The sequence below is a fragment of the Streptomyces sp. PA03-3a genome (genome assembly GCF_033792735.1).
Taxonomy (GTDB): domain Bacteria; phylum Actinomycetota; class Actinomycetes; order Streptomycetales; family Streptomycetaceae; genus Actinacidiphila.
The window spans coordinates 1-26,533 of record NZ_JARAVM010000066.1 but is presented as its reverse complement, the minus strand read 5'-3'; the positions used below and the strand labels follow the sequence as shown (position 1 = coordinate 26,533).

Annotated in this window: 22 protein-coding genes, 1 tRNA gene and 8 pseudogenes; 19 read left to right on the top strand and 12 right to left on the bottom strand. The window is 68.6% G+C overall.

All coding sequences use genetic code 11. The features are described 5' to 3' along the window. Window positions 1–71: 71 nt before the first annotated feature. Complete coding sequence (locus PV342_RS39495; RefSeq protein WP_500320974.1) at window positions 72–767, bottom strand: GAF domain-containing protein; 696 nt, start codon at window positions 765–767, stop codon at window positions 72–74. A gap of 700 nt (window positions 768–1,467) precedes the next feature. Further along, entirely contained in the window at window positions 1,468–1,980 is a 513-nt protein-coding gene (locus tag PV342_RS39490) for a winged helix-turn-helix transcriptional regulator (protein WP_500320972.1), read from the bottom strand. Window positions 1,981–2,039: 59 nt separating this feature from the next. Between PV342_RS39490 and PV342_RS39485 the strand changes: the two genes are divergently transcribed. Then, the gene (locus PV342_RS39485) at window positions 2,040–3,458 is read left to right on the top strand and encodes an MFS transporter (RefSeq protein WP_500320971.1); all 1,419 of its coding nucleotides are present in this window, start codon (window positions 2,040–2,042) and stop codon (window positions 3,456–3,458) included. Window positions 3,459–3,749: 291 nt separating this feature from the next. Then, entirely contained in the window at window positions 3,750–4,469 is a 720-nt protein-coding gene (locus PV342_RS39480) for a hypothetical protein (RefSeq protein WP_500320969.1), read from the top strand. 728 nt (window positions 4,470–5,197) lie between these two features. Here PV342_RS39480 and PV342_RS39475 read toward each other — a convergent pair. Continuing rightward, window positions 5,198–5,524, bottom strand: coding sequence for a hypothetical protein (locus tag PV342_RS39475; protein WP_500320967.1), 327 nt, complete (start codon window positions 5,522–5,524; stop codon window positions 5,198–5,200). A 175-nt stretch (window positions 5,525–5,699) separates the two neighbouring features. Between PV342_RS39475 and PV342_RS39470 the strand changes: the two are divergent. From PV342_RS39470 to PV342_RS39460, 3 genes and pseudogenes are all read left to right on the top strand, one after another. Then, window positions 5,700–5,918: pseudogene (locus tag PV342_RS39470) on the top strand (transposase); the annotation flags it as partial. 746 nt (window positions 5,919–6,664) lie between these two features. Continuing rightward, window positions 6,665–7,432 carry an SDR family NAD(P)-dependent oxidoreductase gene (locus PV342_RS39465; protein WP_500320966.1) on the top strand — a complete coding sequence of 256 codons (768 nt, stop codon included), beginning with the start codon at window positions 6,665–6,667 and terminating at the stop codon, window positions 7,430–7,432. Window positions 7,433–7,668: 236 nt separating this feature from the next. After that, window positions 7,669–7,794 (top strand): annotated as a pseudogene (locus PV342_RS39460) (thioredoxin-disulfide reductase); the annotation flags it as partial. Here PV342_RS39460 and PV342_RS39455 read toward each other — a convergent pair. The 3 genes and pseudogenes from PV342_RS39455 to PV342_RS39445 all read right to left on the bottom strand — a co-directional run. Next, window positions 7,788–8,717 carry a hypothetical protein gene (locus PV342_RS39455; protein ID WP_500320964.1) on the bottom strand — a complete coding sequence of 310 codons (930 nt, stop codon included), beginning with the start codon at window positions 8,715–8,717 and terminating at the stop codon, window positions 7,788–7,790. The pseudogene PV342_RS39460 and the gene PV342_RS39455 sit on opposite strands and share 7 nt — an antisense overlap. Before the next feature lie 619 nt (window positions 8,718–9,336). Further along, complete coding sequence (locus tag PV342_RS39450) at window positions 9,337–9,867, bottom strand: helix-turn-helix domain-containing protein (protein ID WP_500320978.1); 531 nt, start codon at window positions 9,865–9,867, stop codon at window positions 9,337–9,339. A 413-nt stretch (window positions 9,868–10,280) separates the two neighbouring features. Then, window positions 10,281–10,461, bottom strand: a pseudogene (locus PV342_RS39445) (NF041680 family putative transposase); the annotation flags it as partial. Between the two features lie 352 nt (window positions 10,462–10,813). Here PV342_RS39445 and PV342_RS39440 point away from each other — a divergent pair. After that, on the top strand, window positions 10,814–11,128 hold the full coding sequence (locus tag PV342_RS39440) for a hypothetical protein (RefSeq protein ID WP_400809645.1): 315 nt from the start codon (window positions 10,814–10,816) through the stop codon (window positions 11,126–11,128). A 38-nt stretch (window positions 11,129–11,166) separates the two neighbouring features. Beyond that, window positions 11,167–11,373, top strand: a complete 207-nt coding sequence (locus PV342_RS39435; protein WP_500320963.1) for a hypothetical protein — start codon at window positions 11,167–11,169, stop codon at window positions 11,371–11,373. 390 nt (window positions 11,374–11,763) lie between these two features. On the opposite strand, the gene PV342_RS39430 is transcribed toward PV342_RS39435, so the two are convergent. Continuing rightward, window positions 11,764–11,958, bottom strand: coding sequence for a hypothetical protein (locus PV342_RS39430; protein WP_500320961.1), 195 nt, complete (start codon window positions 11,956–11,958; stop codon window positions 11,764–11,766). A gap of 140 nt (window positions 11,959–12,098) precedes the next feature. Between PV342_RS39430 and PV342_RS39425 the strand changes: the two genes are divergently transcribed. The 10 genes and pseudogenes from PV342_RS39425 (at window position 12,099) to PV342_RS39380 (ending at window position 19,387) form a co-directional block, all read left to right on the top strand. After that, window positions 12,099–12,172, top strand: a tRNA-Met gene (locus PV342_RS39425). Window positions 12,173–13,583: 1,411 nt separating this feature from the next. Further along, window positions 13,584–13,916 carry a helix-turn-helix domain-containing protein gene (locus PV342_RS39420; RefSeq protein ID WP_500320959.1) on the top strand — a complete coding sequence of 111 codons (333 nt, stop codon included), beginning with the start codon at window positions 13,584–13,586 and terminating at the stop codon, window positions 13,914–13,916. 153 nt (window positions 13,917–14,069) lie between these two features. Further along, window positions 14,070–14,872, top strand: a pseudogene (gene trhA, locus PV342_RS39415) (PAQR family membrane homeostasis protein TrhA). A gap of 422 nt (window positions 14,873–15,294) precedes the next feature. Beyond that, complete coding sequence (locus PV342_RS39410; RefSeq protein ID WP_018560469.1) at window positions 15,295–15,498, top strand: cold-shock protein; 204 nt, start codon at window positions 15,295–15,297, stop codon at window positions 15,496–15,498. Window positions 15,499–15,804: 306 nt separating this feature from the next. After that, window positions 15,805–17,319: a DEAD/DEAH box helicase gene (locus PV342_RS39405; RefSeq protein ID WP_500320957.1), complete on the top strand. Its 1,515-nt coding sequence runs from the start codon at window positions 15,805–15,807 to the stop codon at window positions 17,317–17,319. A 46-nt stretch (window positions 17,320–17,365) separates the two neighbouring features. After that, window positions 17,366–17,770 carry a CBS domain-containing protein gene (locus PV342_RS39400; protein WP_500320955.1) on the top strand — a complete coding sequence of 135 codons (405 nt, stop codon included), beginning with the start codon at window positions 17,366–17,368 and terminating at the stop codon, window positions 17,768–17,770. 49 nt (window positions 17,771–17,819) lie between these two features. Continuing rightward, on the top strand, window positions 17,820–18,131 hold the full coding sequence (locus PV342_RS39395; RefSeq protein ID WP_500320953.1) for an SCO5918 family protein: 312 nt from the start codon (window positions 17,820–17,822) through the stop codon (window positions 18,129–18,131). 152 nt (window positions 18,132–18,283) lie between these two features. After that, a pseudogene (locus PV342_RS39390) lies at window positions 18,284–18,591 on the top strand (SCO5918 family protein). A gap of 14 nt (window positions 18,592–18,605) precedes the next feature. After that, window positions 18,606–18,992 (top strand): FhaA domain-containing protein, encoded by a 387-nt coding sequence (locus PV342_RS39385; RefSeq protein WP_018560465.1) that lies wholly within the window; start codon window positions 18,606–18,608, stop codon window positions 18,990–18,992. Between the two features lie 23 nt (window positions 18,993–19,015). Beyond that, window positions 19,016–19,387 carry an IS5 family transposase gene (locus PV342_RS39380; RefSeq protein ID WP_500320976.1) on the top strand — a complete coding sequence of 124 codons (372 nt, stop codon included), beginning with the start codon at window positions 19,016–19,018 and terminating at the stop codon, window positions 19,385–19,387. Here PV342_RS39380 and PV342_RS39375 read toward each other — a convergent pair. Then, a pseudogene (locus tag PV342_RS39375) lies at window positions 19,374–20,504 on the bottom strand (IS110 family RNA-guided transposase); the annotation flags it as partial. The gene PV342_RS39380 and the pseudogene PV342_RS39375 overlap by 14 nt on opposite strands. 73 nt (window positions 20,505–20,577) lie before the next feature. After that, window positions 20,578–20,670, bottom strand: a pseudogene (locus PV342_RS39370) (hypothetical protein); the annotation flags it as partial. Window positions 20,671–21,192: 522 nt separating this feature from the next. On the opposite strand from PV342_RS39370, the gene PV342_RS39365 reads away from it, so the two are divergent. Beyond that, on the top strand, window positions 21,193–21,348 hold the full coding sequence (locus PV342_RS39365) for a hypothetical protein (RefSeq protein ID WP_018560463.1): 156 nt from the start codon (window positions 21,193–21,195) through the stop codon (window positions 21,346–21,348). A 787-nt stretch (window positions 21,349–22,135) separates the two neighbouring features. Here the strand turns inward: PV342_RS39365 and PV342_RS39360 are convergent. Both PV342_RS39360 and PV342_RS39355 read right to left on the bottom strand, forming a co-directional pair. Then, on the bottom strand, window positions 22,136–23,254 hold the full coding sequence (locus tag PV342_RS39360; RefSeq protein WP_018560461.1) for a fatty acid desaturase family protein: 1,119 nt from the start codon (window positions 23,252–23,254) through the stop codon (window positions 22,136–22,138). Window positions 23,255–23,261: 7 nt separating this feature from the next. Next, the gene (locus tag PV342_RS39355) at window positions 23,262–24,317 is read right to left on the bottom strand and encodes a ferredoxin reductase (protein ID WP_500320950.1); all 1,056 of its coding nucleotides are present in this window, start codon (window positions 24,315–24,317) and stop codon (window positions 23,262–23,264) included. A gap of 86 nt (window positions 24,318–24,403) precedes the next feature. Between PV342_RS39355 and PV342_RS39350 the strand changes: the two genes are divergently transcribed. Further along, window positions 24,404–25,543, top strand: a complete 1,140-nt coding sequence (locus tag PV342_RS39350) for a PucR family transcriptional regulator (RefSeq protein WP_500320948.1) — start codon at window positions 24,404–24,406, stop codon at window positions 25,541–25,543. 727 nt (window positions 25,544–26,270) lie between these two features. Here the strand turns inward: PV342_RS39350 and PV342_RS39345 are convergent. Next, window positions 26,271–26,533 (bottom strand): annotated as a pseudogene (locus tag PV342_RS39345) (hypothetical protein); the annotation flags it as partial.

Below are 26,533 nucleotides of genomic sequence, written 5' to 3'. Positions count from 1 at the left end.
CGCACCGCAGCAACTTCGTCCGGACTCACACCTTCCCAACGCCACACCAGCCCGAAAAGACACGCACAGACTCAACCGACCTGACCAAGCACTACTAGTTGCAATCTGATCCGCTTGAGTGCCTGCCCTGCCAGGTCTGCGAGTGTGCCCACGAGGGTCCGTTCGTCCAGGGACGGCAGGTACCCGCGGTGGTAAAGCATCGCCCACGCCCCGAGTGGCTGATCGCCGGGCTCGCTGAGGGGGGTGATCGAGATGGCGTAGTCGGAGCCGAGCCGGAGGAGCCGTAGAGATGGGGCGTGCGGCCAGCGGCGGGCGAAGTCCGCCCGGTCGCTGATGAACTGCGGCCTGCCGGTACGGATGGCCTCGGACAGAGGCGTCGGCTGGTCCAGCCGCAGGCCGTGCAGGGCCTCGACCTCGCGTATGACTATTCCCGCGTCGGTGAAGATGCACAGACGGCCGCCATCGACGAGTGCGAGCACGGCGCCGCTGGCGCCGAAGGTCGCGGCGAGCCGGGTCAGGACAACCTGCCGCCATTCCTGCTCCGTGGCCGCGGTGATCAAGGCGGACGAGAAGTCGGCGGTGTCCTTGGCGCGCTGCCGCTCGGCGGTCAACGCGGCCTGCGCCTGCTGCTTGCGCTTCTCCAGCTTGGTGTCGTCGCGGACCACTACGAAGATGCGTTCGGGGCCGTCGAGGCCCAGCCGGAGCCGACGGACTTGAACGGCCAGCCGGTGCCAGCCGTCGTGCGGGGTGCGGTACCGCAGCCCCACCCAGGGGGACTATTGGATGGAGGCCGAGCGCAGGAGCTGCCGGAAGGCCTGTCTGTCGGCGGGGGTGCACCGCCGAGATCACCCGGGAGATCGGAGTGGTGGGATCCGGGACGAGCGCTACCAGGGTAGGCAGACCACCGAGCCACTCCAACTGGTCCCCCTCGGGCGCGTACATCCACAGGCCGAGCCCGGCGGCCGCGGTGGCCAGCCGGAACGGGATCAGCAGGCTGGCCAGGTCGTTTCGCGCATCCAGGGCGCGCACCCAGACAGCCGCTTGTCGCCGGCGGGGTCCTCCAACTGTCGCGCCTCGAGGAGGCAGGCAACGGATACGCCGCTGCGCCCGGGAAACCGCAACTCCTGCATCGCGACCGCATCCGCCTTGGCGGCATGGGCCACCAGCTCTCGGCCGACATCCGCTGACTCTCAGGCCACAGTCCCCGAAGTCACGTTCCAGGCACTGCTCCGCCGGTCGGCCCAGCGCCGTGGCCGTCGCGGCGTTGAGGCCGCGTATGGCACCGTCCAGCGTCAGTAGGGCAGACGGGCAAGCCCGTCGAAGAAGTTCGTCCGAGGCGTCCATTTGTGGCTCCCTGCGCCATACCGAAACAGCCTCTTCGACTATGTTCGCGCATTTTCTCGCGATGTCTCGGTTAGGAGGCCTCCGCCCGCCCCCCTCAAGCCGGCGGGCGAAGCGTGCTCAGCCTTACGGCGGGCCGGCTTGAAGGGACGTGTTGTCCGCGGGGGACTGCACTGGGCCGGACTGGTCCCAGCGGGGGGTGAGCTCTTCCCGGTGGATGTCCTCGCCCTGGACCTGTTCACCGCAGGTTTCGCAGACCGTGTGGGTGACGAGCTCGTGGTCTCGGTGAAGGATCCGGCTGGGCGGCGTGGTGACGGCCCAGCGGTCGCCCCAGCCGATCAGCTCGCGAGTGATGGCCCCCAGGTCGCGCCCCGCCTCTGTCAGGTAGTAGCCGCTGTGGTGTGCGTCGTCAGGCAGGGGGCGCCGTTCGAGGATCCCGCTTTCCACCAGCGCCTTCAGGCGTGCCGCCAGGCGGTCCGTGGGGGCGCCGGTGTTCCTGGCGATCTGCCGGAACCGGTGGTTGCCGAGCATGACCTCCCGGATCGCCGGGAGGGCCCAGCGGTCGCCGATGGTCTGCAGGGCGGCAGCGAGAGAGCAGGGGCGGCCGGCCATGTCCTGAGGATCGATGCGCGTGGTCACGTCCCTATTGTCGGCCCCGTTGGTTTGATTTCCAAACCACCCTGTGCTTGCCTTGCAGCATGGCTGTGATGCTTCGATTTTCAAAGCACCCTCGTATGGCGGCTGCCGTGGTCCTAGTTGCCGTGTTCATGACCAACCTTGATCTGCTGATCGTCAACGTCGCGCTTCCGGCGATGGGAGAGACGTTCTCCGGGGGCGGCAGGAGCACGAGCCTCGGTGCGCTGTCCTGGGTCTTGAGCGCCTACGCGATCGCTTTCGCCGCACTGCTGGTGGTGGCCGGGCGTGCTGGTGACCGCATCGGTCAGCGGCCCGTCTTCCTTACCGGGATCGCCGTCTTCACCCTCGCGTCGGTGGGCTGCGCCCTGGCTCCGAACCTGGGGACCCTCATCGTGGCCCGGGTTGTGCAGGCCGTCGGGGCGGCCGCCCAGATTCCCACCTCCCTGGCCCTGCTGCTGGCGACGGTGCCGGCCGAGCGCCGTACCCAGGCAACCCGTGGCTGGGCCGCGGTCGGCGGACTGGCCGCCGCTGCCGGGCCCGTCATCGGCGGCCTGTTGACCGAGGTGGACTGGAGGTGGGTGTTCGCTGTGAACCTGCCCATCGGGATCGCCGCGCTGGTCGCCGGCCGATCGGTCCTGCCGAAGCCGGCCGTCCGCGAGGCCGGCCCGCTGCCCGACCTCCTCGGCGCCCTGCTGGTCATTGCCTCGGTCGCGACGCTGTCCGGGGCCCTGGTCCAGGCTCCCGACTGGGGCTGGACGAGCGGCACGACCCTGCGGCTCCTGGCCGTTGCCGTGCTCAGCAGCGCCGTGTTCGTCCTCAGGTCCCTGCGACACCCCCGGCCGTTGTTCGAGCTCGACCTGCTGCGGCTGCCGCGCTTCGGCGCGGCAAACGCGGGCAGCCTCGTGTTCGGCGTCGCCTTCGCGATCATGCTGCTGTCGAACGTGCTGTGGTGCCAGGAAGTCTGGCACTGGAGCGCGCTGCGCACCGGTCTGGCCCTGGCCCCCGGCCCCGCCCTCGTGCCGGTCGTCACCCTCCTGACCGCCCGTGCCGCACAGCGCTTCGGGCACGGTCCACTGGTCGCGACGGGAGGGCTGCTGTTCGCCGGCGGCATGGTGTGGTACGCACGCTTCGCGTCCGTCACGCCGGACTATTGGCGCGACATGCTGCCCAGCCAGTTGCTGACCGGTACGGGTGTCGGCCTGGCCCTGGGCACTTTGGTGGCCGCCGGTGTGCATGCCGTACCGGGGCACCGTGCAGCGACCGGGTCGGCGCTGGTCAACTCCGTCCGACAGATCTCGACCTCGGTCGGCGTCGCGGTCCTGGTTGCGATTGTCGGCTCCCATATCGGTGCCGCCTCACTTCACGACTTCCGGATCGTCTGGTCCGTAGCCGCCGTTCTGGGCCTGGCCACGTCGGTGTTCGGTGTGCACCTAAGCCGTGGCGGCGGCTCGGCCCAGATGGCACTTGCCGCGTCGAAGTAGCTCGAGGCGGCGCACGCTCTTCCGGATAGCTCGATGCGTCCAGACCGACAGGTTTCCCCCCGTCCGGCGGTAGGGAGCTGTTCCGGCATCCGACACAACGGGCGTCAGCAGGCTCCGAGTCCGGACGATACGCCAGCCGAATCGGTTCTTGCGCCCCCGCAGGCTTGAGTAACGGCGCGGAAGGCCTTTCACGGCCAGGCTGCCCCGTTGGTTCGGCTGGGAAAGGAGTAATGCAGCAACGATGCGACGACGGCCACTGACCCAGACCCCTATCGACTACGGGAGATGTACGTGAACGAACTGCTCACCGCGGCGATCGAAGCCCACGGCGGAAGCGCACGCTGGCGCGCTCTGACCCGGGCGCGAGCCACCCTTGTCAGCGGAGGGCTCCTGTTCGCCCTCAAGGGACTGCCGCAGGATCCCGAGCCGCGCGAGATGACCGTGCTGCTCCACGAGCAGCACGCCTCGGTCAGGCCCTTCGGCGCCCCCGACCAGAAGACCGACTTCACACCCGGACGGGTGAGCATCGACAAGGTCGACGGACGCGTGGTCGCCGCCCGCGAGAACCCCCGGTCCTCCTTCAGCGGCCACACCCTCGCCACCCCCTGGGACCCGCTGCACCGCGCCTACTTCAACGGCTACGCACTGTGGACCTACCTCACCACGCCGTTCCTGCTGGCCATGCCCGGCTTCACCGTCACCGGGATCGAGCCGTGGCGGGAGGGAAACGAACTGTGGCGTGGACTGCGCGCCGCCTTCCCGCCCGGGATCGCCAGCCACAGCACGCACCAGGACTTCTACTTCGGCCCCGATCATCTGCTCCGCCGACACGACTACCGCGTCGACGTCGCGGGCGGATTCGCCGCCGCGCAGTACGTGTACGACTACGTGGAGGCGGACGGCATCATCCTTCCGACCAGGCGCCGGGCCTACCGCCGCAATGTCGGCGGCCACCCCATCCTCGATGAGGTCATGGTCTCGATCGACCTCAGCGACATCCACTTCAGCTGACGTCAACCGGGCGCCAGCAAGGGCCCGCTAAGGTCCTGTTTGTTCAGAGCACCATCGACGGAGGTACCCTACTTCCCCGTCGGTGAATGCCGATCGCGGGTGAAGCGAAGAACGATTCCCGGCTCCCGACCACGAGACGACAAGGCTCTCGCAACCTCTGATCGCCCCAGACACGTGCCGCACCTGGCTGCCCACTCGTGGGCAGCACCTCCCCACAGCGGCGACATCAGTGTCGCAGAGCTCTCCTACGCCGCGCACAGGCAAGGAGCACACGGGTACAACAGAACTCAAGCCGCTCGAGCACCGCAGCACGCCATGGGCTGTACCTCACCCCTGAGGGGCGATGTCATGCCGTAGCGGGGCCCTTCGCCGCTGACCTGCCGCTCAGCAGGTAGTTGTCGTAGTGGGCCGTATGGCGGAGCGCCCATCTGCGTCCCTGCCGGGTGCGTGGTGGGCACTGTGCCGGGTCGCGATAGACGTCGTGGTCCTGGCCAGGATCGGCGAACGACGAGGCGGCGGGGCCCGTGGCTGGCAAAGGCAACACACGCCTAACCGTCGTGCCGTACAGGCACCCACTCGGTGCTGGACGCGGAGCTGGACGGCTACCGGGTCGGCGAGCGGGGCGTTGGACGCTTCTCTGCCCGGCAAGGCCCTCACCGAGACCACCGACCGCTGGACGTGGATGCCGGCCCGGCAGGTGGGGGCTGGCCAGACGGAGGGCCGGCAGATCACTCCCCGCACAGCGTTCCCCCTGCTTCCTGCACGGATCGCCCGTTGTCCGTGACGGCGTACCGGCGGCAGGCCAGGATGCGGCTGAGGTCTTCTTCGAGGGCGGCCGCAAACGGCTCCAGCGCCTCGATTGCCCGTTGATCGGACCAGTAGGCGGGGGCGATTTCCAGGGCAAGCATGCCCAGCCGCTGGTGCGCGGCTTGCACCGCACAGATGATCTGGCGCCCGCGCTCCACGTCGTGATCGGTGAAGAGATGGGCGGCAGGCGGCCGCTCAGCGCCGATCCTTCTCCGGTCTCGTGCGAAGTGGCGTTCCGCCGTATTCATGGCGTGCCCCCTTGGCCAGTTCTCTGTGCCTCGTACTCCACGGTAGAACAGGAGTGCGTAGCGTTTTCCCTGGTCAGCCTGGTGGCACTGAATGGCGGCGCACAGTCGTTGACGCCCGCCCCGCATCGGCAGGAAGTGATCGGGCACCAGGAGCAAGGGGGGCCACGGCATGGCCACCTACGCCATCGAGTCGGTCAACGCCCGCATACGCAAAGCCGTCCGAGCCCGCGGACACTTCCCGAACGAGGCTGCCGCGCTGAAGTGCATCTACATGGCCGTCATGAGCCTGGACCCCACCGGCCAAGGCCGCAAACGCTGGACCACGCGCTGGAAGCCCGTATTCCAGGCCTTCGACATCGCCTTCGGCGGCCGACTCGCCGCGGGCCGCCGATAACCCACACCACCCGAGTTGCACCGTTCGTTCAATGGACAGACCCGCCCCCGGCGCTCGCCTGGGGTCTGCCGCCTGGAGCACGTGACGGAATCGCACGCTGTTCCTGGCTCGGGAGTCACCGACCCCAGCGGGGTGACCCTGGGTGGCCAGCCTCGCAAGGGGCGATGCGGCCGACCGCCGGGGAGGCGGCCCTCACGCCCGTTGCCGGCCGCGGTCCCCTGCGGCCCTCCCGCCACGCCTTCCATCAACGGCCTGGGCGATTCCTGAGGCCTGAGGAGGCCTTCCGGGCCCGCGCGCATACGACCGGATCCCGGTCATGACCGCCATCGCATCGGCCGCCGGACGGCGCGGCGGTCCGGGCGGTCCCGGGCGATCCGGGGCCCGTCGCGCCGGTCGCCGACCACAGGGCACCACCCGCGCCGACTCCTGGCCGAACCAAGTGCTTGACGTGTCAAACAAAAAGGAAGATGCTTGACACGTCAATAACTCCGGTGCCGCAAGGTGCCCTCCCTATCTCAGGAGTGCCCTGTGTTCTTCGACACGAGCTCTGCGGCGAGACGCCTCCCGGCACCGTCCACCCCAGCACCAAGTAGCGCCGCACGGCCGGCCTCACCAGACCTCGGCGCGGGATTCGGCCCGCGCCTGGTGACGGACCTCCCCCGGGTGCAGCGCTCCCAGCACGTACCCGGGGGCCGGCTGCGGCATCACCGGCCCACCCGCACACCGCACCGCCCAGGAGTACTTCCATGACACCTCTTCTCGAGAACAAGATCGTGCTGATCACCGGCACCGGCGGGGGCATGGGCCGCGTCGCGGCCCAGGTGTTCGCCAGAGAAGGCGCCAAGGTCGTCGGAGCCGATATCCATCCCGACGGCAACGAGGAGACGGCCGATCTCGTCCGCCGTGCGGGCGGCGAGATGACGGGCATAGCGCCGATCGATCTCACCGACCCCGAGCAGGCGCGCCGCCTCGTCGACGACGCCGTGGCCGCCTACGGCGGGCTCGACGTCGTCTACAACAACGCCGCCTCACTTCGCTTCGGCCCGCTGCCGGACTTCTCGGTCGAGGACTGGCACACCACCATCAGCGGCGAGCTCGACATCCCTTTCTTCGTCTCGGAATTCGCCTGGCCCCATCTGGTGCGCCGCGGCGGCGGCGTCATCATCAACGTCGCCTCCATGGCGGGCATGATCGCCGGTGCGAACCCCCCGATGGTCGGGCACACCGCGGCCAATGCCGGCGTCATCGGCATGACACGGCAACTCGCCCTCGAGGGCGCGCCCCATGGCATCCGCGCAGTGGCGATCAGCCCCGGCCCCGTCCTGACCCCCGCCAGTGACCGCGACCTCGGCGACAACCAGGCGATGCGGGACGCCATCACCAGCAAGACCCTCCTCAAGCGCTTCGCCCGGCCCGAGGAGATCGTCGAACTGGCCGCCTTCCTCGCCTCCGATCGAGCCTCGTACATCACCGGGGCCAACTACGCCGTCGACGGCGGCGCCAGTGCCTGGTGACTCTTCAGATGCGGCCCCACCCCGATCGCCCCCCTGTCGGTCTACGGCAACACCAAGGCGTGGGGCGAGCAGATTGAGGCGGGGGTGTCGGCGGCTGGACGCCGGGGTCCACGGGCTTGGCCATACAGGAGGGGGCTGGTGAGCTCTCTGGTCTCCTACTCATACGGTGCCCTTCAGCAGGCGCGGAAGCGGGGGCCTTGGCTCACCCCCCTGCCGGGGCCTGCCAGGGCGCGTCCTGCGAGCTGTTCCAGGACGTCCTCGACCTGGACGAAGAGGGCTACCTCAAGGTCGACGCGCCCAGCACCCGCACCACCATCCCCGGCGTCTTCGCCGCCGGCGATGCGGTCGACCACACCTACCGGTAGGGGTCCTGCGGGGGAGCGGCGTGCGTGCTAGGCACGTTGGCGCGGAGGTCAGTGTCCAGGCCGGCCAGGGTCGCGTCGCCGGAAGCGGCATCGTCGTGGGCGTGGTCGAGGAGGCTTTGCAGGCCGGGCAGCCGACTGGTGTCCAGGGGTTTGACGGTACTGGACAGGTTCCCCGACGCGGTGGTGGTCACCGAGCAGGCGACGTCCTGGCCGATGTCGAGGAACCGCAATGCGTCGTTCGTGTCACGCCAGGAGGCGGTCTCGATGGCCAGACGGGTCCAGCGGCCGTAGGCCACGTACCCGAGCCGCTGGGTGTCCGGCAGGCGTGTGAGGACGGCCAGGTCGACGGCGATGATCCCAGGTGCGGTGGCAAAGGCTTCCTTGAGGGTGGCGATGATGTTCGATCCCATGGAGGTCAGCCACCACAGGGTCCGGTCCCGCTTGCTGAGCGTCTTGAGCGTGGGGCGTCCGCTGGAGGTTACGCCGGGTGTCTGGTCCGGCAGCGAGTCCATGTCCTGCTGCCGCATCACCACGGACAGGACCGGACCGTCGACCCCGACAGCGCAGCCCACGACGGGGTTGTCGGCGAAGGCGTAATTGACCACCTCGCACACGGTCTCCTCGTCGTTGCCGATCAAGGCCTGCCACCACTGATCGCCCTCGGCGACGAGCCTGCCGTGGACGGTCTGCAGGCGGGCCTGTTCGGCGGCGAGGTAGACGGGGGCGTCCTCCTCGGCTCTCCGCTTGGCCGCCGCCCGCTCCGTACGGGCGAACACGCCCAGCCCGGCAAGATGATGGGCCTGTGCTTCAGCCAGGGCCCAGGCCAGCCCCAACTGCGGTGGCCCCGGGACCACCGGCGCGTGAACCGGGGTGAAGGACTGCAGGTGCACGCTCGTCGTCTGCCGGCGCAGCTCCTGCAACTGCGCGATCGCCGCATCCCGCTGAGCTTCTGCTGCGCCCGCTCCGCCTGCCGACGGGCACGGTCCAGCTGCGCCGCCGAAGGGGCGACGGCTCGTGTCCGGGTCGTGCGGCTCGTGCTGGTGCGGCGACGTCCGCGGAGCGAGCATGCACCATGAGCATGGGGCCGGCGCCCGGGTGCGGTCTCTGGCACTGACCCGCCACGCTACCCAGGGGCCACATCACCAACCGGCTCAGAGGTAGGCGAGATGGAGAAGATCTGACCTTCGCTCTCGTCGCACGGCTGCGTCACCGCCGGCGCCCCGGCGGACTTCCTCAACCCGCTGATGCCCACACATCCACCGCCGACCACGCGGAGCACATACTCATTGCTACCGCCGGAATCCGACGGCTCGATGCGGAACCTGCTCGTCTTCCCGCAGTCGTCCCAGGGCTCCAGCAGAGCGGCACCGGTGCGAGCGGCTATTTCATTCAGGCAGCCTTTACCGTGGTCAGGGTGGTACCACTGCACCCGGAACGTGCCTGCCCCCGCTGGCACCAGCTCGGTCTCCTGAGGCGCGACGTCCTCGCACGGACGCTGAACTGCTACCAGGGAGTCGTACCCTTCGGCATTCCCGTCGGTCAGGCACATATTGCCCGCCAGGATCGGGCGGATCGCCACGGGACCTTGCGGCAGGACTGTCCGGTCCCCCAAGGGCGCGGGCGCACCGCCGCCCTCCCCCCGGAACCGGCCAGTTCACTGGTGAGGCCCACGCCCCATGCGGTAGCGGCCACCAAGGTGAGTACAGCGAGCCCTAGCAGCAGCGCGGGTACTCGGCGCAGCCCCATCCCACGACGCGTGCGCCGGCCCGGTGTCCCCGACTCAGCCTCGTCTTCGCCTTGGCCCCTCACGCTGCTGACGGCCCTTTCCCGCGCCTCCAGCCATTCACGCACCCGCGCCCCGTCCCCGCAGGCTCGTACGAACGCGGCCACAAGCTCGGGACGCGGCGCGGTTTTCCCGCCGAGGACGTCCGCTAATGTGCTGCGGGCCAGCACTTCTCCGTGCTCTGCAGCAAGCTCTTCCAGCTGGCGGTACGTCAACCCGGAGTGTTCCTTGAGCTGCCGCATGGCCGCCGCGAACTCAGCCGTGTTACCGGCCCCGTGCGACTGCATCTCTCCCACATTCGCCATGCGGACATCGTGGGCCATCCCGCAACACGCGGACAACACGGATCCCGGCCCTTCGCCACCGGTTCCAAACACGATCCGGCCAGGCCTTCGACCAGTCGGGGTAGCCCGCGCCTGTCCGGGGCAGCGGGTTGGCCTTGCCTCCGCTGTCTGCCGCCAGCAGTCTCTGTGTTGCTTGGCCGGCCCACCCCGGGGCGGACTGACGACGAAAGTCCACCGCGCTTGCGACGGCAAGGGTCGTCCCCTTGCCGTCCTCGTGACACCCGGCCAGCGTCACGACAGCATCAACGCGCAGGCTCTACTGGAGCGGATTCGCGTCCCACCCACCGTTCCTGTACGGCCTCGGTGTCAGCCCGATCGTGTAGCTGCGGACAAGGCCTACAGCCCTCGCAATTGCAGCGGTCCGCGGTTCGGGGGTACAGAGTTTCGGTTGTCCAGCCCAGGGTCTGCTTCGCGAAGCGGAAGGTGTGCTCCAGATCGAAGCGGCGGAGAAATCCTGCCAGAAACGGTCCACATCGTCCGGGTGACACCGGTTTTCGAGGACCACAACCACACCGGCGGGGTATCCCCGCCCCTGGAAGATGCTCGACCTGGCCATGGCACAAGGGAGTACGTCGGATGCCGCCATGCCCGGCTGTCCGGGACGTAACCCGGACAAGGCCCTGACCAGCCCGGACAGCCCGCGCCTGTCCGGGACAGCTGGCGGCCGTTGCCACGTCCCGTTAGCGGTCAGCAGTCTCTGTGGTGCCCGCCGGGAGCCGTTACTGGGGCCGGCGGGACACCCAACAGCCGCGCAGACGGGCTGGTCTCAGTCGGCTGTTGGACGACCACAGGGGCGGGAGGGCTGATGAGGCGGACGCCGTCCGCACCACAGCGGGCTAGAAGTGACACGACTCCACGTCCCGACGACAAGCTATCCGAAGGAGATTCAATGCGTATTCGTCACGCCCTGGCGACCGCAACTCTCGGTACGGCGCTCGCACTCGGCGCCCTGGCAGTGCCGGCGCAGGCAGCCCAGTCAGGCGTCAGCGGTGCCACGCTCGCTTCGCCCCAGCAGGCCCGCACGGCAAGCGGCGGCGAGCTGACTGCTGCCGCCTGGCAGTGGGTCTACTCCGGCAGCTACTCGAGCCGTTCTGCCTGCGACGCTGTCGCCAACGACATGTACTACAACTACAACATTCGTGGTCAGTGCCGCGGGCCCTACTCGGGTGGCCGGTTCGAGCTCTATCTCTGGCTGAACCGTTAGTCAGGTAGACAGCTCGATCGTTGGCCAGTCGCTGGAAGGTGCCGTCCGAGGTTGGGTGGCGCAGGCTCTGCCGCGCGCGCTTCTCGTCGACCGGGGGGCGGGGGCGGGAGTGGGACGCGCAGCGCTCCGTCGCCGCGCTCCAGGCCGAGCAGGCCGAACGCGAACGCCGCGAGCAGGAAGAGGCGGCAGCCGCCGCCGAAGCCGCGCGCAGGGCCGGCGGCTGGCTTGCCCGTTTCCGTAGCTGACCTGCGGGCAAGCCGAGCGTGCAACGTGGGCAAGCCCCTGCCGGGGCGGCTTGCCCGCCACCCGGGACCCTGCTCGGGTGGCGGGCCCTAATGCTGTCTTAAGGTTCGACGTCGCCCGGCTTGCGGGCACTGCTTGGCGCGGGTAGCTCCCACGGTGGTCTGGACGGTGGCTTGGAGGGTAACCCCCACCGGTGCACCGAGCGGTGCGCCGAAGGTAGCAACGCCCGTCTCCGCAGCCCTGGCGCTGTTGCTGGTCGGGCGGGGTGGGCAAGCCGGTACGGGACGGCGACACCTCCTTCCAGCAATAGCCTGGGAGAGGTCTGGGCTCCAAAAGGGCTGGCCGGTGTGCCGGGTGCGGGCCGCGGTGCGGTGGAGTGCGGGCACTCCCGGTCAGGTGGCCACGCCGCTCCACGGGCGCACGACCGCGGGGTGGGGCCCGCCGTCACCGAGGGCCAGGAGCCGCCATCCGTGCGGGGCGACGTCCGCATCGGTGGCGGTGGCGGTGTTGGCGAGGACTTCGAACACCGCCCCGCACAGCTCTTGCCGGGACAGGCCGCTGTGCAGGATCCGCAATTCCGTGAGCACTGGTTCATGCGGGAACGTCAGAATCCGGATGGGTGAGCAGTGGCCATGTCGGTCGATCATGAGCAATCAGGCTCAGTCCGAGGGCAGGCGAAAGCCGATTGGGGCGATCCGGGTCGGTGCCGTACAGTTCACCGTGCCGACGCGGGGTGGAGCAGCTCGGTAGCTCGCTGGGCTCATAACCCAGAGGTCGCAGGTTCAAATCCTGTCCCCGCTACTCAGACATGAAGGCCCGGTATCCACCGGGCCTTCACTGCGTGTGGGCTGGTTCGAACCTGGTTCTTGGCGAATTAGGGCACCGAGGTCGCAGAAGGCGTCAACGTACTGGGCTGCACTGAAGTTGTACGTCGCCTCGGCAATCTGCCCCCGCGACCCGGGGCAGGTCGTTGAGTCAGTGCTCATGATCACCCGGATGTGCTCGGACGGTGCCCATGATCAGCCAACGGTGCTCACGGAAGCGCGGATCCTGCAACGCTGATCTCCACAGGGCGAAGGTGTCCACGGGCGCGGTATCTGGCCGTGAGCCCACGCGTTCAGCGCCACATGCGTGGTGAGTCGGCCGACGCGCACGATGCGGGCCAGCGTGAGGCGGTACTCCGCCATAGACATCCCCCGGATCACTCCCCCGAATGTCACCCTCCGTCGTCTTGCGGCAACAGGCAATCCCCGGTCCTGGCATCTGCCCTGGTGAGCCACCGGACGCCCCGGTGAAGAACGGCACCCGAGGGTCGTACCGGCGGGTTGGGACGTGTACCGCATGGGTGGCGGCAGGGTGGGGTGGCCGGGGGGTCGCGGACCGGTCCGCCGGGGCCGACGCCTCGCACTCTGTCCGCGTTGCTGTCGGGGTCGACTACCTCACCGTCCAGACCCAAAAATCTATGTTGGCCGGAGTAGACATTGAGCAGTGGCGTGGTTATTGTTTCTCCCGTAGCCAGAGAGACAGCAGGGCCTGGCAGGGACGAACTGCCGGCAGCAGTACCCGCAGTACAGCTGGTTGCAGTGCGCAGGACGGTGCGGCGGTGGAGTTCCGGAGCCAGAGCGGTTGCAGGACGGCGACGGGGCTGACGGCCGGACCGGGTGGCCCGCAGTGATGAGGGGCCGCCGTGAGTAGTACCTGTAGGTGCAGTGCGCAGTGCCCAGCAGTGAAGTCAGTGAGCGGTACCTCGGTGAAGGCGTCGGCTGCGGACGCGCGCGCCGGGAGGTTCGGCAGTGGGGTTCTAAGCCCAGGGCAGACGCAGGACGGGCGACGGGGCTGGCTGCCGGAAAGTGGCGCTGTGGCAGGTCACTGAGCAGTTCGCATCACCAGCAGTACGCAGGAGAGCAGTACCAGCAGTTGCAGTCCCTCCTGTTTGGCAAGCAGTTGATCATCGAGGGAAGAACGGAGGAGCGAAGCGCCATCAGGATCGCCCGGGCGGACATCGTGAGCCCGGGTACCGCAGGACATCGTTAGTGAGGTGGTCTCCGGTCACGCATCCGCGATCCCCGCGCCCCCGACTGCATGTCGGTTGGGTGGGCGGAAACAGAAGGCCGGTGTACTTCTAGGGCCGGCAGATGGTGTGGCAGTTCCTTCGGGGCCCTGGTGCCATATGGCACCAGGGCCCCTCAGTGCGGTTTCCCAGAGAGGTGCAATGACAGCAGACGACTCGTTCAGCCGTCTCGATGACGACGACTACCCCGCCTACACGATGGGCCGGGCCGCGGAGATGCTCGGCACCACGCAGGGTTTCCTGCGCGCCATCGGCGAAGCCCGGCTGATCACCCCGCTCCGCTCCGAGGGTGGACATCGCCGCTATTCCCGCTACCAGTTGCGGATAGCGGCCCGCGCCCGGGAGCTCGTCGACCACGGGACGCCCATCGAGGCGGCCTGCCGCATCGTCATCCTTGAGGACCAGCTCGCAGAAGCCCAGCGCATCAACGCCGAACACCGCCGCGCCGCAGCCCGGCAGGCGCCCGACATCTGACGCGCACATGAGGTTCTCCAGGTCATCAAGGCCCTGATGCCTTCGGTGTGCCCGCCCCACGGCGGGCGGCGAAGCCGCCCAGGGCCGTTGACCTACAGTCCGGGTCGACGTGCCGAGCCGGGCATTCTTCCGCCGACTCCAGGATACGAGCGCATGATCGCCGAAGAGATTCAGCCGCCGGCACATGGGCGGGAGTCCCAGCCTCGCCCCGGCGCAACGCCCGACGCCCTGCGCACTCCCGCACTCAACGCGCCTGTTGGCACACCCGGCCGGCTGACTGCCGGGCAGAGCGCCGCCGGCCCGGCAGGTGGGGTGGAGCGGGCGGCGGCTGCGCTGAAGCCGAGGATGCGCGGGTGGCTGCACGCGGGCGTGTTCCCTCTCGCGCTGGTCGGCGGCATCGTGCTGATCGCCGTTTCGCGGTCGGGTGCGGCGGTGGCTGCTTGCTCGGTGTATGCGCTGTCGGCGTGCCTGCTGTTCGGTACCAGCGCGGTCTACCACCGGGGGAGCTGGGGTCCGCGTGGGGAGGCGGTCCTGCGGCGGCTGGACCACGCGAACATTTCCTGATCATTGCCGGTACGTACACCCCGTTGGCGGTGCTGCTGCTGCCCTGGGGCCGGCAGTTGGTGCTGCTGGCCGTGGTGTGGGCAGGCGCCTTGGCCGGCATCGCCTTCCGCATGCTGTGGATCGGGGCTCCCCGGTGGCTGTACACCCCGTGCTACCTCGTGCTGGGCTGGGTGGCCGTCTTCTACCTGCCCGACTTCGCGCGCACCGGGGGCAGCGCGGTGCTCGTACGTGTCATCGCCGGTGGCCTGCTCTACACGGCGGGCGCCGTGGTGTACGGACTCAAGCGCCCCGACCCGTCACCGGCCTGGTTCGGCTTCCACGAGGTCTTCCACGCCCTCACCATCGCCGCCTTCACAGCGCACTACACGGCCATCGTCCTGGCAGCCACATGACTGACTTGGCGGGGGCCGAGTTCCCGGCATCTCCTCCCGTGCTCAGCCACCCGAGGCGGGGGCGGATCAGGGGTGCAGCAGAGATGATCCTTCGAGTGGTGAACGGCAACCGTCTTCCTTGATCTGCGCTCCCGATGGGCCAGTATCTATTGCCGCCAGGGGAGGGTTTGGCGCGTGATGCGGGGAGAATTCTGCCCGCAATGAACGGAAGGAAGTTATTCAGCGTACGCGGGCCGCCACGGCGTGCTACTGTCGATCCCAGTTGCAGTTTTGGTACCCAAAAAACTTCAAGCGTCTCCCGCTGGCCATGTGCCGAACGGAAGCGCTTTGTATTTCCGGTCATTTTCCGGGCAGGGCATCATCGCGGCGACACGGCGTCCGTACGGTACGGATTCCGGCGTACTGCCCAAAGGAGATATGAAATGACTGCTGGCACCGTGAAGTGGTTCAACGCGGAAAAGGGTTTCGGCTTCATCGAGCAGGATGGTGGCGGCGCTGACGTGTTCGCCCACTTCTCGAACATCGCCGCCCAGGGCTTCCGCGAACTGCAGGAGGGCCAGAAGGTCACCTTCGACATCGCGCAGGGCCAGAAGGGCCCGACGGCCGAGAACATCGTGTCCGTCTGACGCTGACGTGTAATACGTAGCTGGGGCCCGCATCCCTCGGGGTGCGGGCCCCAGCTGCATATATTTCCGCAGTGATTGCACCTGCGGGAACATGATAGTGAGGGGACGCGACCTCTTCGGGGCCGTACCCGTCGATGCGCCGGATTGAACCCCCGCGTGCCATCACGAAATTTCGCTTACGCCGACACGGATTTCCCGTGATCCCCGTTCGCTTTCGCATTCCATTCGGCTCGTTCTTGTGATTCCCCGCGCTGCTCTCCCGCTGCGGGAATTCCTTGATACGTGCCGTATCAAGGAAGGTTCTCAATGAACCCCACCCGTACGAACGACCGCTCCTCCCGCTCCCGCCGCCGCACCGGCGGCCCTGCTTTCGGTTCCGCCGCTGGTTCGGTTCGGGGCAGCCGCTTCGGCCCGTCCGCCCCGAGCCGTTCCGGGGGTCCGAGCCGCTCGGGCGGCTACGGCCGCCGGCCCGCAGCCATCCCGGGCGAGTTCGCCCTGCCGAAAACGATCACTCCCGCACTGGTCGCCGTCGAGGCGTTCGCCGACCTCGACATGCCCCGGGAGCTGCTGGCCGCGCTCACCGCGCAGGGCGTGGCGGTGCCGTTCCCGATCCAGGGCGCGACCCTGCCGAACACCCTCGCGGGCCGTGACGTCCTGGGCCGCGGCCGGACCGGCTCCGGCAAGACCCTCGCCTTCGGCCTGGCCCTACTGGCCCGAACCGCCGGACAGCGCGCCGAACCCCGCCAGCCGCTGGCCCTGATTCTGGTCCCCACCCGGGAACTTGCTCAGCAGGTGACCGATGCCCTCACCCCCTACGCCAGAGCGGTGAAGTTGCGTCTGGCCACCGTCGTCGGCGGGATGTCGATCGGCAAGCAGGCGGGTGCGCTGCGGGGTGGCACCGAAGTCGTCGTGGCCACCCCAGGACGGCTCAAGGACCTCATCGACCGCGGCGACTGCCGGCTGAACCAGGTCGCGATCACCGTCCTCGACGAGGCCGACCAGATGGCCGACATGGGCTTCATGCCGCAGGTCACCGCACTCCTGGACCAGGTACGTTCCGAGGGCCAGCGGATGTTGTTCTCCGCGACCTTGGACCGCAACGTCGACCTCCTGGTCCGCCGCTACCTCACCGACCCCGTCGTTCACTCCGTGGACCCGTCCGCAGGTGCGGTCACCACGATGGAACACCACGTCCTGCACGTGCACGGCACCGACAAGCACCGGATGACGACGGAGATCGCGGCGCGCGAGGGCCGGGTGATCATGTTCCTGGACACCAAGCACGCGGTGGACCGGCTCACCCAGGACCTCCTCAACAGCGGAGTACGGGCGGCCGCCCTGCACGGCGGGAAGTCACAGCCGCAGCGCACCCGCACCCTCGCCCAGTTCAAGACCGGGCACGTCACCGTGCTGGTCGCCACGAACGTCGCGGCCCGCGGCATCCACGTCGACAACCTTGACCTCGTCGTCAACGTGGACCCGCCGACCGACCACAAGGACTACCTCCACCGCGGCGGCCGTACGGCCCGCGCGGGCGAGTCCGGCAGCGTCGTCACCCTGGTCACCCCCCACCAGCGCCGCGACATGACCCGCCTCATGGCCGCCGCCGGCATCGTGCCCCAGACCACCCAGGTCCGCTCCGGCGATGAAGCCCTCAACCGGATCACCGGCGCCCAGACCCCCTCCGGCATCCCCGTCACCATCACCGCGCCGGCGCCCGAGCGGCGCAAGCGCAGTGCGGCCTCCCGCGGTCGACGCAGTCCCGCTTCGGGTGCCCGCCGCGTAAGCGTGCGGCAGTCCGCCTTTGACGCGGCGGCCTGAGCACCACGTGATCAGGAAACTGACCCATCTCTGCAGGAGGCACCTTTTGACGCTGGTCCAGATGCAGCCCCGCTCGGCGAGTGCCACTCCCGTGCACAAGACGGTGGCCGACGCCATGGACACCGCCGGACCGCAGGTCTGTGACGACATGACCGTCGAGGTGGCCCTGTCCGTCATGGCCAGTGCCCGCGTCGGGCCCCTGCTCATCTGCGACAACGACGGCCTGTGCACCGGACTGGTCACCCAGGCCCAGCTCACCGCCGTTCGTGACAGCTCCGCGTACACCGACCGGGTCCAGCTGCGCGACATCCTCGGCGACCGCGGGCCGTTCACCTCGCCCGTGACCACGATGGTCGAAGCCGAGCACGCCATGCGCTACCGCCGGCTCGATGCCCTGCCTGTTGTCGACGAACAAGGCAGCGCTCTCGGCGTCCTCGCCCTTGCCCGCTGAACCGCCCCACCGCGGCAGAACCATCCCCTCCTTCTCCCTGTGAGGCATCATGCGCTGTGTCATCGCCCGCTTCCCCTTCGACCTCACCAAGACCGGCGTCCTGCAATCCATGACGGGCATCAAGCCCGAGCCGGTCACTGGCGAGTCCGTGACCATCGGCCGCCGCACCTACCCCGTCAAACAGGTCGGCCAGGTCATCACACGCCAAGACCGCCGCGATTTCAGCGCGGGCGAGGTCCTGCGGGCCATGACCCAGCTCGGCTCCACCTGCCGCGGCCTTCCCCAGACGGCCGCATCCACGCGCGCCCTCAGCCCGCTCCAGCAGGCTTCCGCGATGCTCGGCGCCCCTGCGGCCATCTGACCGACGAGCAGGCGCGAGCGGCTGTGCGGCCGTGTGCCGCCTCGTGTCAGTAGCCAGGCGGGGTCGGCTGCCTGGTGTCAGCAGGCCGTTCCCGACCCCCTACAGAGGCCGGCTCCGGCCCCTCTTCCTTCCCTCTCTCCCTGTGAGGCATCATGCGCTGTGTCATCGCCCGCTTTCCGTTCGACCTGACCAAGAACGGCGTGCTGGAGACGATGAAGGGCATCAAGCCCGAGCCGGTCACTGGCGAGTCCGTGATCGTCGGGCGCCGCCACTACCCCGCCAAGCAGGTCGGCCAGGTCGTCACTCGTCAAGACCCCCGCGACGTCAGCGCGGGCGAGGTCCTGCGGGCCATGACCTAGCTCGGCTTCACCTGTCGCACCCTTCCCAAGGCCGCGACGCGAGGATCGTCGATCCGCTCCAGCGGGCTTCCGCGATGCTCGGCGCCACTGTGCCCGCCTGACTCAGGAGCCCCCGATGAGGTTCTTACGCGCGAGTGAACGCCTCATGGAGCGCTGGGCAACGAATGTGCGGTGTTACCTGCTGCCGACCAAGCCGAAGCCGGGCGAGGTCGTGGCAATACTCCTGCGGCAGTGCGACGACAACGCCCTTATCTTCGGCCGGCAGCACATCGTCGTGCCCAATGCCTTCGTCATCGAACTGCCCCCGGATATCCACCGGCTGCTCTGCGACAGCCCCCTGCCCGTGGCACCCGCCCTCGTCCATCAGGTGTGCCGTCATGCCGCCGAACAGGGATACACCTTCGCCGGCCCGGTCGCCGTCGACCTACGCCCCGCTCCAGGTGACACGCCCGCCCGGTTCCGCGTCCACAGCCGCATCACCCCGGCGCGAGGGCGACCCTAGAGCGTGTCGTCAAACGATCTTGCCTGATACGTCGCCATGAACTGTCGGACGCCGAGTGGGAGTTCGTGCGGCCGCTGCTACCCCATGCCGAGACGGGGCGGAAACGGCTGGACGACCGGATGGTCCTGAACGAAATCGTGTGGAAGTTCCGGACCGGGTCCGCCTGGCGGGACGTGCCCGAGCGGTTCGGGTCCTGGGCCACCTTGCATACCCGGTTCCGCCGGTGGGCTGCCGACGGCACCTTCGACCGGATGCTGCGGGCCGCCCAGGCGAAGGCGGATGCGGCCGGGGCCGTCGACTGGATGGTGTCCGTCGACTCCACCATCGTGCGAGCCCACCAGCATGCCGCCGGGGCACGAAAAGGTGCCCCGATGGCCTTCGTCAAGCCGCGGTAGGGGCCGGCGGGTCGTAGAAGGTGCCGTCGCGGAGCATGGCGAAGAGCACGTCGATGCGGCGTCTGGCGAGGGCGATCAGGGCTGCGACGTGGTGTTTCCCCTCGCGGCGTTTTCTGTCGTAGTAGGCCCGTGACTCCGGTTGCGAGAGCGAGGCGAATGCGGCGAGGTAGAAGGCGCGTTTGAGCTGCTTGTTACCTCGCCGAGCGGGGTGTTCGCCGCGGATGGAGGAGCCGGAGGCGCGCGTGACCGGAGCCAGGCCGGCGTAGGCGGCCAGGTGTCCGGCCGTGGCGAAGCCACTGCCGTCGCCGACGTCGATGAGGATCCGGGCGGCGGTCCTGACCCCGATGCCAGGTATCGAGATCAGGACCGGGGAAAGAGGGTGAGCCTCCAGCAGTTCCTCGATCCGGGCTGCGAGGAGTCTGCGCTGGTCCACCAGGGAGCCGAGGCTGGAGACGAGATTGGGGATGATCAGTGCGGCGGCGTCGGTGCCGGGGACGACCACGGTCTGCTCGTCGAGCGCGGTAAAGATGTCCTCGACCAGGCGCTCGGCCATCCGCGGGGCCTTCGGCCGCAGCAGCGTGACCAGTTTGCGCCGCCCTGCCTTCCTCAGCAGGGCAGGAGAGCCGAAGCGCTCGAGGAGGGCGAGCACGGCAGGGTGGTCCAGGCGGGGGCCGAGGACCTTCTCAAGCGGCGGATGGATCTGTGTCCGCAAGCCCCTCAGGCGGTTCTTGGTCCGTGTCACCTCGCTGGCCAGGTCATCGTCGAACCCGGTCAGCATCTCCAGCTCGGCCACGGTCTCGTCAGCCGCCTCGATGGCCCGCAGCGTGTGCGGCATCGAACGGGCCGCGTCCGCGATGACATAGGCGTCGCGAGCGTCGGTCTTGGCCTCGCCGGGGTAGAGATCAGCGATCCGCCGCATCGTCAGGCCCGGCAGATAGGCGACACGACAGCCCGCGTCACGAGCCACCGCCAGAGGCAGTGCACCTATGGAAGCAGGCGGGTCCACCACCACCAGGACGGTGCCGTGCTTGGCCTGGAGCCTGGCAAAGACCTCGCGGAGCTTCGGCTCGGTGTTGGGCAGCCGCTTGTCGAAGGTCCTCTTCCCCTCCGGGGTGAGCGCCGTCGGCGGCGGGCGGTACGTACTCGAGCGCGGAGTGAAGACGTTCTTCGTTGTACCAGGTGACCCACTGGAAGATCGCCCGCTCGACCTGGTCGAAGTCCCGCCACGGCCCTTGCATCTCGATCAGCTCGGCCTTGAAGGTGCCGTTCAGCGCCTCGGCCATCGCGTTATCGTACGAGTCGGCCACGGAGCCGACGGAGGCGGCGGCACCGATGTCGGCGAGCCGGTCGGTATACCGAATTGGCACGTATCGGGACCCGCGGTCGCTGTGATGAATGAGGCCGGAGCCTGCCTTGATCCGGCGTCTCCACAGAGCCATCTCCAGCGTAACCAGGGCAGTTCAGTCCTCATGTGGTTCGCGACCTGCCAGAGCCTCTTTATAGATGCCGAGGTCCTTCGCGACGTGGCGATCGGGCGGCCGGTGATGCGGACCTCGCAGACCGCGCGCTCGCGGAGCTCGTCCGGGTATTTACGGTGCTGCCATGGTGCTGGTGGATCTCCTTCGCAGGACCGCAACCCTGGCATCGGGGACTCCACAAATCTCAGTACAGCTCAGCATCCCCGGTTGTTGAGAGTAGTGCCGGGCTGTCTTTGACACCCGGGTTGTAGTCCATCGGGTGGAGGGTCCTCGTCTTGTGCGTGTTGTCCCTTTAGTCTGGGCGGCAGCCGTCGAAGGGAGGCCGCCATGTCGGATAAGCCGATGGGCCCGCTGGGTACGGAGATGCGGGAGATCACATTCCCGGACCACTCCCGCGGGATCATCCTGGTGCAGGCGGGGACCCCACAGGACGAGGCCGATGAGATGGCCGCACGCGTGTGGGCCGAGCTGCCCAAAGGCTAGAGCCGTGAGGGAGTACCTGGAGAAGGCTGTCGAGGCGGCGTAGAGAGCCGGCAGCGACCGCCGCGTTTGCCTCTTCGCTCCCCGCCTGCGGTCATGGTTCTTGTCGGCGGCGGTGGTCTGCTTCCTGGAGGGCCCTCTTGTATGTTTCTGCGGCTTCTGGGGGTCGGCCTGCGCAGGCGCTGAGGTCGGCGGCCAGCAGCCTGTTGAGAACACTGGGTTGGCGCTTTCGGCTGTACTCGAGCAGCAGGAGGACTGTGAGCTCACCCTGGCGGAGATACAGATGCGTCAGGGAGTCGGACGCGCCGGAGACCAGCGCCCGGTGCACACGCTTTTCGTAGGCGCGTCTGTGCAGCTCGGCGAAACGGGTCTGAGGTTCCTCGAACACGCAGGGCTGGGCGGGAAGGTAGGGGGCCGGGCTGTCCAACAAGAAGGGGAAGTCCTGGCCATCCTGACAGTAGTACGGCTGTTCCCTGCTGCCGGATCCGGCAGGGTCGAGGCGGAAACGGACGACGAAGGCCGTCACGAGCCGGGGCCGGGAGCGGGCCGGCCTGAGTTCCACCGGAGACCGGACAGGGCCCGACCACGGCAGGTCAGCGCACTACAACACCTCGCCGAGGGCTGGGTGCTGAGCTCCTGGCGCACATCCAGGCAGCGCAGCCGGACACCGGGCTGCCCGGATCCCGTGTCGTACGGTCTGATGTCGCGGTCGCCCACCGTCCGCATCGGATCTCACCGAACCCGGCGGTGCCGCCGGTACGGCCGGAAGATCTGAACCAATACCGGGAATTCAGGCCGCGACGAGCTCCTGCTCGCAGTCCGGCGTCGTGACCTTGGGCTTCTTGTTCGGCAGCGAGAGCCGGACAACCTTGTGCCACGCGGAGAACACCTGCTTGGGCAGCGGGCCGGTGACGTACTCCAGCTCGTACTTCTCGAACAGCGCGCGCACCTTCACCGCGACCTCGGCGTACCGGTTGCTCGGCAGGTCCGGGAACAGGTGGTGCTCGATCTGGTGCGACAGGTTGCCGGTCATGAAGTGCATGGCCTTGCTGCCGCTGATGTTTGCCGAGCCCATCATCTGGCGCAGGTACCACTGGCCGCGCGTCTCGCCCTTGATCGACCGGCGCTCAAAGACCTGTACGCCCTCGGGGAAGTGCCCGCACATGATCACCGAATGGGACCAGATGTTGCGGACCAGGTTCGCGGTGAATGTGGCGGTAAGCGTGGTGAGGAACGACGGACCTGACAGCAGCGGGTGGATCACGTAGTCCTTGAGCACCTGCTTACGGATCTTGCGGCCCACGGCCGTGGCCCGCGCGCGGAACTCCGGGCTCTTGCGGCGGCGCTTGTGCAGGTTCTTGCCGAGCTCCAGGTCGTACGCTGCGATGCCGTACTCGAAGAAGCAGGCGTTGATGAAGTTCCACAGCGGCTGGCCGAGGTGGAACGGGTGCCACTTTTGGTCCTCGTCGACGCGCATGATGCCGTAGCCGAGGTCGTTGTCCTTGCCGATCACGTTGGTGTACGTGTGGTGCAGCTCGTTGTGCGAGTGCTTCCACTGCTCGGACGGCGAGACGTGATCCCACTCCCAGGTGGTGGAGTGGATCTTCGGGTCTCGCATCCAGTCCCACTGGCCGTGCAGGACGTTGTGGCCGATCTCCATGTTGTCCATGATCTTCGCCACGGACAGCCCGGCGGTGCCGAGCAGCCACGCGGGCGGGAAGATCGAGAACAGCAGCACGCCTCTGCTGACCAGCTCGAGCTTGCGCTGCGCCGAGATGACCTTACGGATGTAGGCGGCGTCTTTCTCGCCGCGGCTGGCGATCACCTCGTCGCGGATCGCGTCCAGCTCACGGCCAAGCTCCTTGATCTGCTCCGCGGTCAGGTGGGCGGTGGGGTCGATGGCGGTCAAGGTGCTCCTACCGTTCGATGTCGCAGGGGCCCGCCGCGGCGGACACGCAGGTCTGGATGAGGACGCCCGGCTCGGCCTCGGTGATCTCGCCGGTGCGCAGGTCGCGGACGGCGCCCGCCTTGAGCGGCGTGATGCAGCCGAAGCAGATGCCCATGCGGCACCCGGAGGGCATGAGCACGCCGGCCTCCTCACCGATGTCCAGCAACGGCGTGGCGCTGTCCGCATCGACGGTCTTGCCGGTGGCGCTGAATGTGACCTCGCCGCCGTCGCCGGCGACGACGATGCTGGGGCGGAAGCGTTCGGTGTGCAGGCGCTCTTGTACGCCGTGCTCGGTCCAGTGCTCTTCGGCGGCGTCGAGCAGGCCCGCGGGCCCGCAAGCCCAGGTCTCGCGCTCGGACCAGTCGGGCACGAGTTCGTCGAGACGGGCGATGTCGAGCATGCCGTCTGTGTCGGTGTGCACCTCCCTGAGCCGCAGCTTCTTGTCCGCGACCAGGTCGTGCAGTTCCTTGCGGAAAATCACGTCTTGCGGCTGTGGCGCGCAGTGGACCATGACGACGTCGTCGAACTCGATGTCGCGCAGTATGCCCATCACGGGCGTGATGCCGCTGCCGGCCGTCAGGTAGAGCACCTTGTCGGGCTTGGCCTGCGGCAGCACGAAGTCACCGGTCGGCTGGTCGAGCTGGATCAGCGTGCCCGGTTTCGCCCTGCGGACCAGGTAGTTGCTGACCTTGCCGTCCGGGATCGCCTTCACGGTGATCGTGACGCGGCCGTCCTGGCGGTTTGTCGGCGAGGTGAGGGAGTAGGCACGCCACAGGCGCACCCCGTCGACGTCGACCCCGATCCGCACGTACTGACCGGCTGTGTGGCCGCGCCAGCCCCGTCCTGGCCTGATCGCGATAGTCGCGGCGTCACCCGTCTCGGGGTGCACGGCCACGATGCGCCCACGCAGGTCAGCGCCCGCACGCAGCGGGCTGACCAGGTCGAGGTAGTCCGACGGCAGCAGCGGCGTCGTGACCATCTCCAGCAGTTTCCACGCCCTGCTGCGGAGGGCTGCACTCGTCATGACTCCAGCTTGCTGCGCCTCAAGGCGTAAAGTCCTGACCGCAGGACGTGAATCTGGTCGGCTGAATTGTTCGCAGGGAACAAAACGTGAGCCATGCAATCAGGAGGGCCAGCGGACTGGCCCTGGATGAGACGACGGTCACCGCACTTCGGGCCGCGCTGAAGACCACCGCCGACGAGGTCGTCCAGGCGATCATCGACGAGGTCCCTTCCTACGCCAACGCCCTTTCGGGCAGCATGGGCGGCACCATCCGCCGAGCCGTCCGCACCGCCCTGGGGCACTACCTGGACCTCGCGAGCGGGAACGCCACAGGCGGCGACGCCGGTGACGCAGCCTACGAGTTGGGCCGCGGCGAGGTGCGCGACGGCCGTTCGATGGACGCCCTGCTCAGCGCCTACCGCGTCGGCGCCCGCGTGGCCTGGCGATGCCTGGCAGCGGGTGCCGTGTCCGCAGGTCTGCCCGCCGCCGAGGTCGCCAAGTTCGCCGAGCTGACCTTCGCCTACATCGACGAGCTCTCCGCCGCGAGCGCCGCGGGCCACGCTGACGAACTGGCTGCCCGGGGCAGGGCCCACGAGCGCCAGCTGGAACACCTGGCCCGCGACCTTCTCGCCGGCGCGAGCCCGGACGTGCTGCTGGTCTCTGTTCAACGGGCCGGGTGGCAGCCTCCGGTTTCGCTGACCGCGGTCCTGCTGCCTGCCGCGCAGGCCAGGCCTGCCTACCGCGCGCTCGACCCGAGCACTCTCGTTCTCGACGATCTGCCGGATGCCACCGGTGTGCTGCTCGTCCCGGATGCCGACCGATCACATCTCTTGCGGCAGCTAACCGGCCGCACCGCCGTGGTCGGCCCGGCCCGGCCATGGACTCGTGCGTCCGCCTCGTACGCACGAGCCGTACGCGCGCGCTCCCTCTCCTCTGATATTCGCGACACCGAGGACCACCTGCCCGAGCTGGTGCTGAGCGCCGACGTGGACGCGTTCGCAGACCTGCGTGTCCAAGCCCTCGCACCGTTGCGGACCTTGCCTGTCGCGACCGCACAGCGGCTGGAGGAGACGTTGCGGGCGTGGCTGCTGCACCAGGGCAGGCGGGACGAGGTGGCGGCGGCGTTGTTCGTCCACCCCCAGACAGTCCGGTACCGGATGTCGCAGCTGCGGGAGCTGTTTCCGGATCTCGCATCGCCACACCGGGTCCTTGAGCTGACTCTGGCGGTCGGTCTCCGGGTCAGCTGACCGTCCACGGCCGCGTCCGCGAGCGGTCCAGGAATCGTGCCTCGTTCTCGGTGCCATCAGCTGGCTCATGCGGCCCGTGGGAAGAGCGGTATGAGCCAGCTGAGACCGGGGGTTGATGGAAGGCCGGGTAGTTAACGTATTCGTGCTGGTGGCAATGGGTTCATGGGTTGCCCTGGCTGTAGTTGGCGGGTCCGGTTTGGCGGATGAGTCCGTGGCGGGCCCATCATCCGCAAACAGAGCGGGCGCAACACCGATGCGCGGCCCTTCGTTTGCCGTTGCGGCGGGGGTTGCGCTGTGCGTTGCGGCGCCGGTTGCGCGGGCCGTTGCGGCGTCCGTTGCGCACGCACCACCGACCGCCCCGCGTTTTCCCAGGTCACAGCCCATTTTCCCGAAGCGCGCGGTCCTGACTTCCCCTTGTGGGAGGGGGTAGGCGGGGTTTCGCTGCGCGGGCGCGCCCGCTCTCGCCCGTAGCGGGACCTGGCCCGGGGGGCCGCTGCGCGGGGCTGACGAGAAGCGGGGTGCGGCCCGGCGGGGCGGGCCGCGGTGGCGGTCCGCGGGCTTTCCGAACGGCACGAGGCTCCCGGGAACCACGGGGAGAGAGAACTGTGCGAGGACTGCGAAAGCCACGCGAGGGTCGCCGCGCTCCAGGCCGAGCGCGAAAGCCGCGGGACTCGACATCACCGGCGCCCGCTGGGGCCTTCCCGGGGCCGAAGCCGTCCTCCGGCTCCGCACTGTGGAAGGCGTGCGCGGCGGCGCAGACGTACTCGGCAACGTGAACGAAGTCCAGCAGGACGTGCACCGTGATCCCGCGCCGGTGGGTGCCTGAGGTCGCGGGCCTGAGCTTGGTCGAAGGCATCGGCGATGACCTGCTCGGGTGGGCGGACCAGGGATGTGGCGACCGCACCACAGTGATCCCCCCGGACGGCGGCACTCCGACCACCACGCTGTATGACGCCGACGGCCACGCCACAGAGCTGCGTGAGTACACCG

Excerpts from the sequence above, each read along its gene's own strand:
- PV342_RS39485 (WP_500320971.1), top strand. The coding sequence starts at position 2,040 with ATGGCTGTGATGCTTCGATTTTCAAAGCACCCTCGTATGGCGGCTGCC.
- PV342_RS39475 (WP_500320967.1), bottom strand. The coding sequence starts at position 5,524 with ATGAATACGGCGGAACGCCACTTCGCACGAGACCGGAGAAGGATCGGC.
- PV342_RS39465 (WP_500320966.1), top strand. The coding sequence starts at position 6,665 with ATGACACCTCTTCTCGAGAACAAGATCGTGCTGATCACCGGCACCGGC.
- PV342_RS39450 (WP_500320978.1), bottom strand. The coding sequence starts at position 9,867 with ATGCAGTCGCACGGGGCCGGTAACACGGCTGAGTTCGCGGCGGCCATG.
- PV342_RS39440 (WP_400809645.1), top strand. The coding sequence starts at position 10,814 with ATGCGTATTCGTCACGCCCTGGCGACCGCAACTCTCGGTACGGCGCTC.
- PV342_RS39420 (WP_500320959.1), top strand. The coding sequence starts at position 13,584 with ATGACAGCAGACGACTCGTTCAGCCGTCTCGATGACGACGACTACCCC.
- PV342_RS39410 (WP_018560469.1), top strand. The coding sequence starts at position 15,295 with ATGACTGCTGGCACCGTGAAGTGGTTCAACGCGGAAAAGGGTTTCGGC.
- PV342_RS39405 (WP_500320957.1), top strand. The coding sequence starts at position 15,805 with ATGAACCCCACCCGTACGAACGACCGCTCCTCCCGCTCCCGCCGCCGC.
- PV342_RS39395 (WP_500320953.1), top strand. The coding sequence starts at position 17,820 with ATGCGCTGTGTCATCGCCCGCTTCCCCTTCGACCTCACCAAGACCGGC.
- PV342_RS39385 (WP_018560465.1), top strand. The coding sequence starts at position 18,606 with ATGAGGTTCTTACGCGCGAGTGAACGCCTCATGGAGCGCTGGGCAACG.
- PV342_RS39365 (WP_018560463.1), top strand. The coding sequence starts at position 21,193 with ATGTCGGATAAGCCGATGGGCCCGCTGGGTACGGAGATGCGGGAGATC.
- PV342_RS39355 (WP_500320950.1), bottom strand. The coding sequence starts at position 24,317 with ATGACGAGTGCAGCCCTCCGCAGCAGGGCGTGGAAACTGCTGGAGATG.